6 protein-coding genes are annotated in these 7,057 nt (G+C 61.5%); 3 read left to right on the plus strand and 3 right to left on the minus strand.

The window, feature by feature from the left end:
- Window positions 1-11 precede the first annotated feature (11 nt).
- From AB6V08_RS07600 to AB6V08_RS07610, 3 genes are all read right to left on the minus strand, one after another.
- Window positions 12-1,139: an acyl-CoA dehydrogenase family protein gene (locus AB6V08_RS07600; protein WP_368542112.1), complete on the minus strand. Its 1,128-nt coding sequence runs from the start codon at window positions 1,137-1,139 to the stop codon at window positions 12-14.
- A gap of 98 nt (window positions 1,140-1,237) precedes the next feature.
- A complete protein-coding gene (locus AB6V08_RS07605; RefSeq protein ID WP_368542113.1) occupies window positions 1,238-2,362 on the minus strand; it encodes an amidase in 1,125 nt (374 codons plus the stop codon).
- Between the two features lie 332 nt (window positions 2,363-2,694).
- A complete protein-coding gene (locus tag AB6V08_RS07610) occupies window positions 2,695-3,168 on the minus strand; it encodes a MarR family winged helix-turn-helix transcriptional regulator (protein WP_368542114.1) in 474 nt (157 codons plus the stop codon).
- 267 nt (window positions 3,169-3,435) lie between these two features.
- Between AB6V08_RS07610 and hpaX the strand changes: the two genes are divergently transcribed.
- The 3 genes from hpaX to gap all read left to right on the plus strand — a co-directional run bounded on the left by hpaX (window position 3,436) and on the right by gap (window position 6,940).
- Entirely contained in the window at window positions 3,436-4,839 is a 1,404-nt protein-coding gene (hpaX, locus tag AB6V08_RS07615) for a 4-hydroxyphenylacetate permease (protein WP_368542115.1), read from the plus strand.
- Window positions 4,840-4,870: 31 nt separating this feature from the next.
- Window positions 4,871-5,851: a GlxA family transcriptional regulator gene (locus AB6V08_RS07620; RefSeq protein ID WP_368542116.1), complete on the plus strand. Its 981-nt coding sequence runs from the start codon at window positions 4,871-4,873 to the stop codon at window positions 5,849-5,851.
- 78 nt (window positions 5,852-5,929) lie between these two features.
- Entirely contained in the window at window positions 5,930-6,940 is a 1,011-nt protein-coding gene (gene gap, locus AB6V08_RS07625; RefSeq protein WP_368542117.1) for a type I glyceraldehyde-3-phosphate dehydrogenase, read from the plus strand.
- Window positions 6,941-7,057: the final 117 nt, after the last annotated feature.

Raw genomic sequence — 7,057 nt, forward strand, 5'->3', positions numbered from 1 at the left:
TGTTGTTGACGTTAGAGGTAGCCCGGCAGCGGTTTGCCGCCGAAAAAGACCGTCCCGGCATTGAGGTACGAGAGGTCGCCCATAAAGGCATGTTGGGTAATCACCATCGTGTCGCGCACGTAGCGCTGCAGCGGGCTGGCCAGCGTGACGCCGCCCATGCCGTTGAGCGCCAGCGCGTGACGCGCCACGTCGGCGGCCACGCGGGTGACGTGGGTAGAAGAGAGCCGCAGGGCGTTGATTTGCTCGCAGCTCGGGTCGTTGCCCGCCAGCAGGCACTGCCAGACGTCGTCAATCGCGTCATAGAACCAGGCGCGCGCCGAGCGCAGCTCCGCTTCGCAGCGGGCAATCTGCATCTGCGCCTGCGGCCTGTCCGCAAGGCACGGCGCGCCCGTAACAGACTGCTGACGATGGGCGATGGCGTAGATTTCATTGAGCGCCGCCCGCGCCACGCCGAGCGCCACCACCGACAGCACCTGGGTGGCGAGGGACAGCACCGGATAGCGGTACAGCGGGCCGTCGAGATTCAGCGCCCCGCCGCGCACAAACGTCCATTCGTGGGGGACAAACGCATCGTCGACCAGCAGATCGTGGCTGCCCGTACCCGCCAGCCCGACCGTGTCCCAGACCGGATCGATCTGCACCCGTTCGCGAGGCAGCACCGCCATGCGCGGGAGCGGCGCATCGCCGTCCGGCAAAATGCCCACGCCGAGCACCGAGGCCCCCATGCTGCCGCTGGCAAAGCTCCAGCGCCCGCTGACGCGGTAGCCGCCGTCAACCCGTATCGCCTTTTGCGTCGGGAATATCCCCCCGGCAAACACCACGTCCGGCCCGTCCTGATAGAGCGTTTTCAGGGTATCGGGCGGCAGCGCGCCGAGGTAAAACGGGCTCATGCCGAAGCTGGCAACCCAGCCCGCAGAGCCGTCGGCCACGGAAATTTGCTCGATCAGCTCGCAAAACTGCGCAGGGGTTCGCTCGTCGCCGCCGTACATTTTCGGCACCAGGGCGCGGTAGACCCCCACCTCTTTGAAACGGGCAATCACGTCGTCAGAAATATGGCGCTGGTGCTCAAAATCCCGGCTGCGCGCGGCAACGTCACTCAGCAGCGAAACCAGCTCTTCACGAACCTGTACAGCAGACATAGCGTCCTCCGAATAGTTATCCGCGGCTGTCGCGAGGGCGAGCGGGGCCGCAATGAGTCAAGCTCACTGAGTCAGTCAGTAGCGGGAATCAGGGTGGGTTAATGGCGTCGTCGCGCCGTGAGCCACTCGACGGCCTGCACCAGCAGCCCGTCGTGCCCTTTGCGTGCGATAAGCTGCAGCGCCACCGGGCGACCGTCGATTTCCCCTGCGGGGAGCGTCAGCGCCGGATGGCCGCTCAGGTTGAACGGGCGCACCAGCCGCGTCAGGTTGACGACGCTCAGCGGATCGCTGGCCTCCTCCAGCGTTGGCGGCAGCTCGGGCAGGGTCGCCATCGCCAGCAGCGGCGTGCGTTCAAGCAGGGCGTCCACCTGTTCGGTAAACGCGGCCCGCACCCGCTCGGCGTTGGCCAGCGCATCCCGGCTCACGTCGGCGCCGGCGCGAATGCGGGAGGCCACGTCGGCGGAAACCGCGTCACTTGCCAGCAGCGGGCCCAGCGCCAGCCAGTTTTCGTGGCTTATCAGGGTCAGCCCGGCGCGGTGCGCGTCTTCAAGCAGCGGCAGATCGGCCTGCCGGGGAGAGAGATTCAAATCAGACAGGAAGCGTTGAACGCAGGCGTCTATCTCCTGCGCGGCAGCCGGAACGTAGGCCATCGCCGGAAGCGCCGCCAGCGGTTCGCCAACCGTTACCCCCAGGCGCGTCATCGCCTTGCGCAGAACGTCGGCTTCCCGGGCGAAGACGCCCACGCAGTCGAGAGAGCTGTCGGCAGGCATCACCCCTTCCCGACTCAATACGCCGTAGCCCGGCTTAAGGCCAATCACGCCGCAGCAGGCGGCAGGCATTCTTACCGACCCGCCGGTGTCCGTGCCGAGGGCAAAATCCACCTCGCCGGAGGCGACCACCGCCGCCGAGCCGCTGGAGGAGCCGCCGGGGATCAGCGCCGGATAGCGCGGATTAACAGGGGTTCCGCAGCGCGGGTTGATGCCGGTAACGCCAAACGCCAGCTCGTGCAGCGTGGTTTTTCCGGTCAGGACGCAGCGCTGTTCAAGCAGCGCTGATACCACCGCCGCGTGGGAACGGGGTGCGGGGGATGCATCCAGCGCCGGACAGCCCGCCCGGGTGCGGTATCCGGCGATATCCAGCGTGTCTTTTACGGCGAAGCGCAGGTCGCCGTCGCCGAGGGTGAACTGCTCGATATAACCATTGCTCTCTAAAACTGGCTTCATGATTGACACCTTAACCAGAAATGATGAATCACATTCAGGCCGACGGTCGACGCCGTCTTTTGTCCTGACTAACGTTAGGTCAATCATGGAAGAATTAGATGAAAATTCAAGTAATGTTTCACGTTAATTTTACGCGGCGATAACAATTTATTAACCACATAATGAATGTAACTACTTGGGCATGGTGATGAAAATTAAAACAAAAAAGAGGAAATCGGCGGGGAAAGCCGCGGCAATCAGTCGCCGCGGCCTGCATGAAAAAGACGATGAATTACATAGAGTTATAAGAAATATCTACGCGGGTCACAAATTTGTCATTCGGCTTTTTTGGCTTAAAGCTCGTTGAGATTATCCAGCACTTTCGCCAGGGAGAGATTCATCCGTGAGACCTGACTGGCGGTCATTCCCTTGAAGCCTTTGTCGAAAACTTTGCTCGCCTGCGCCATCGCTTCTTCCACTTTTTGCCGTCCGGTGTCGGTGAGCATGACTTCGGTCACGCGGGCGTCATTTGCGCAGCTGGCGGTGGTGACCAGACCATCCTCGCGCAGCCGACCGACGATTTTGGTGACGGTGGGCATTTTCGCCATCGCGTATTCAGAGATCTGCGAAATGCTCGCCTTGCCGTACTGGTGCGTCACCATCAGCACCCGGAAGCCGGAGACATCGAGCTGGGCTTTTTTTAGCGTAATTTCCATGATTTGCGTGTAGCGGGCGTAGACGTTAACGATCCAGTAGAACGGAAACTCCTCGCGATGAAAGGCGGGATCGGAGGCCTGTTCCTCGGCTGTTTTTTTAATACTACTCATGCGTTTCCTTACCAAAAAAGGCGGCAGATAGCGCAATTATACCCCGCGAACCCGCAACGGCTATAGCCGCATATTTTCCCCTCGCTACCTGAGCCTGAGTCGTTCGCGCCGGGTTATGAGATCGCCCTCGCATTATGATTCACAAATGCTATGCAATTAACAATTACGTATCATTTTTTGAACATTAATTTGACGCCGCAGGTGGCGATTTTCTATACGTTAGCCGACCTGCACGCTCAATACTAAAAAACGCAATGTGGAGCTTCCATGAACGACAATGCCTCTGTAGAAAAAAGCCAAAATGGCACCCTGGCCCCGCCCGGCGCGGATGAAAACACCCTGGATCCGCGCCAGCAGGCGGTGATCAAAAAGCTGTTCCGCCGCTTAATCGTATTTTTATTTATCCTGTTCGTTTTCTCCTACCTCGACCGCATCAATATTGGCTTTGCCGGGCTGACGATGGGCAAAGATCTGGGGCTGACCAGCACCATGTTCGGCCTTGCGACCACCCTGTTTTACGTGATGTACGTGATTTGCGGCATTCCGAGCAACGTGATGCTGAGCATCGTGGGCGCGCGGCGCTGGATCGCCATTCTGATGGTTGTCTGGGGCATCGCCTCCACCGCCACCATGTTTGCCACCGGGCCGAACAGCCTGTACGTGCTGCGCATGCTGGTGGGGATCGCCGAAGCCGGGTTCCTGCCGGGTCTGCTGCTCTATTTAACCTACTGGTTCCCGGCGCACTACCGCGCCCGCGCCAACGCGCTGTTTATGATTGCCATGCCGGTAACGATGGCGCTCGGCTCGCTGGCCTCCGGCTACATTCTGAACATGGACGGCCTGCTCAACCTCAAGGGCTGGCAGTGGCTGTTCCTGCTGGAAGGGTTCCCGTCGGTGCTGCTGGGGCTGGTGGTCTGGTTCTGGCTGGACGACAGCCCGGCGAAGGCCAAATGGCTGACCGAAGACGATAAAGCCTGCCTGAACGAAATGCTGGAGGCGGACAAGGTCGCGGTGCAGAAAACCCAGCTCGCGGCCAGCGCCGCCCCCGCAGCCCAGCGCAGCCTGGCGCGGGAACTCTTTACCCCGGTGATCATCCTCTACACCCTGGCCTACTTCTGCCTGACCAACACCCTCAGCGCCCTGAGCGTCTGGACGCCGCTGATTTTGCGCAGCTTCAACGAAACCAGCAGCAATGTCACCATCGGGATCCTGAGCGCCATTCCGCAGGTGTGTACCATCATCGCGATGGTCTGGTGGAGCAAGCGCTCCGACAGGCTGAACGAGCGTAAGATCCACACCCTGCTCCCCTACCTGTTCGCCGCGCTTGGCTGGATGCTCACGGCAAGCAGCACCCATCCGCTGGTTCAGTTCACCGGGATCGTGATGGCCTCTGCGGGCGCCTTTGCGGCGATGGTGATTTTCTGGACAACGCCGGACCGGTTTATCTCCCTGCGCGCCCGCGCGGTGGGGATTGCGGTGATCAACGCCACCGGGATGACGGGCGCCGCCCTTGGCCCGCTGCTGATGGGGCTGATGAAGGACGCGACCGGGAATTTCAACGCCGGGATCTTTATGGTGGCCGGATTCCTGGTGCTGGGCGCGCTGATTATCGCGGTCATTCCGATGAAAAAACCCACAGCCCAGCCGGTTGCGCAGTCAACCGCGGCTTGACTTATTCTGCGATAAAGGTACTTTTCAGGACATGAAAAAGATCCTGATTATCGTTCCTGACGGCGGCATGCTGTTCGAGGCCGCCGGTATCGCAGATATTCTGATGCAGGCCAACCGGCTGCACCCGGAAGGCCTGCAGCATCCCTGCTACCGCATCATTATCGCCACCACCCAGCCCCACCAGGTGATCCACGGCCAGTCTGGTCTGAACCTGCTGGCGGATTACCGCCTGCCGGAGCTCGATCCGCGCGAGCCGCTCGATACCATCATCATTACCGGGCGCGGAATGAACGAGCTGGAGAGCACCGCCGTGGTGGACTGGCTGCACCTTGCGGCCCCGCACGCCCGCCGCGTGGCCTCGATTTGCGGCGGCGCGATGCTGCTGGCGCAGACGGGTCTGCTCGACGGACGCCGGGCAACCACCCACTGGCGGCTGCTGGAGACCCTGCAATCCACCTACCCTGACGTGAAGGTCGAAGGCGGCCCGCTCTATATTCAGGATGGCCCCATCTGGACCTCCGGCGGCGTGAGCTCCGGCTTTGACCTGACGCTGGCGCTGGTCGAGGACGATTACGGCTTCAGCCTGGCGCGTGACGTGGCGCAGGACATGGTGATGTACCTGCGCCGCCCCGGCGGGCAGCTGCAGTTCAGCCGCTATAACCTTCACCAGCCGGGCACCTCCGGGCCGATTGGCGATCTGCAAAGCTGGATCCTGCAAAACCTGACCGCAGACCTCTGCGTGGAGAATCTGGCGGAAAAGGTCGCCATGAGCCCGCGCAATTTTACCCGCGTCTTCACCCGTGAAACCGGGGCTTCTCCGGCGCGATACGTGACCGAAGCGCGCCTCGCCGCCGCCCGCCAGCTTCTGGAGCAGACCGCCGAGCCGCTGGATCGCATCGCCGAGAAAAGCGGGTTCGGCAGCAGCATCAATCTGCGCCGGGTGTTTGAAAAGCAGCTCCACCTCACGCCCGGCGAATACCGCCAGCGTTTTCACTGCCGCAAAATGGCGTAATGTGATCCTTTTTTGTCGTTTACGCCATTTCAGCCGACGCCTACAGTGACTCCAGACAACACAGATAAGGAGTCAATCATGGTTAAGGTCGGTATTAACGGCTTCGGCAGAATCGGACGTAACTTCCTGCGCGCGGCGCTGGGCAACCCGGATATTCAGATAGCGGCAATCAACGATCTGACGGACAGCAAAACCCTCGCCCATTTACTCAAGCACGACTCTCTGCTCGGCACGCTGCCGGTGCCCGTAGAGGCGGCAGAAGGCGCGCTGCAGGTGGACGGGCAGCGCATTACGGTGTTCAGCGAGCGCGACCCGGCGAATATTCCGTGGCGCGACGCGGGCGTTGACGTGGTGATTGAAGCGACCGGCTTCTTTACCGAGCGCGCGAAAGCGGCGGTACACATCACCCGCGGCGGCGCGAAGCGCGTCATTATCTCCGCGCCCGGCAAGGACGATGACTTAACGGTGGTGATGGGCGTGAACCACGAGAGTTACGATCCGGCCCAGCATTTTGTGGTCAGCAACGGGAGCTGCACCACCAACGGGCTGGCCCCCGCCGCCCAGGTACTGCACCAGCGCTTTGGCATTGAGCATGGCCTGATGAACACCACCCACGCCTACACCAACAGCCAGGCGCTGCACGATCAGCCGGAAAAAGATCTGCGCGGGGCGCGCGCGGCGGCGCTGTCGATCGTGCCGTACTCCAGCGGCGCCGCGAAGGCGCTGGGCAAAGTGATCCCCGAGCTGGACGGCCGCCTGACGGGCTACTCCCTGCGCGTCCCGGTTCCGGTGGTGTCGATTGTGGATTTAACCGTCACCCTGAGCCGCGACGTGACCGTGCAGGAAGTTAACGACGCGTTCCGCAGCGCAGCGGCCAGCGGCCCGCTGAAGGGGATTCTGGGCTACAGCGATGAGCCGCTGGTCTCCAGCGACTACCAGGGCGACCCGCGTTCCTCCATCATCGACGGGCTCTCCACGCTGGTGATTGGCGGCAGGATGGTGAAGATCCTGGCGTGGTACGACAATGAATGGGGATTCTCAAATCGCCTGGTGGATTTGGCGGTGCTGATGGACAGGAAAGGGTTGTAATTCTCTCCCCTCTTTGGGGAGAGGGTTAGGGTGAGGGGCACATACGGCTCCGGTGGTTGTTCCGTTCACCTTACGTTCTCTGCTTCTCTGTCACCACAATACGCGTGAACGTGTCAG

Source organism: Enterobacter soli (genome assembly GCF_964208575.1).
Taxonomy (GTDB): domain Bacteria; phylum Pseudomonadota; class Gammaproteobacteria; order Enterobacterales; family Enterobacteriaceae; genus Enterobacter; species Enterobacter soli_A.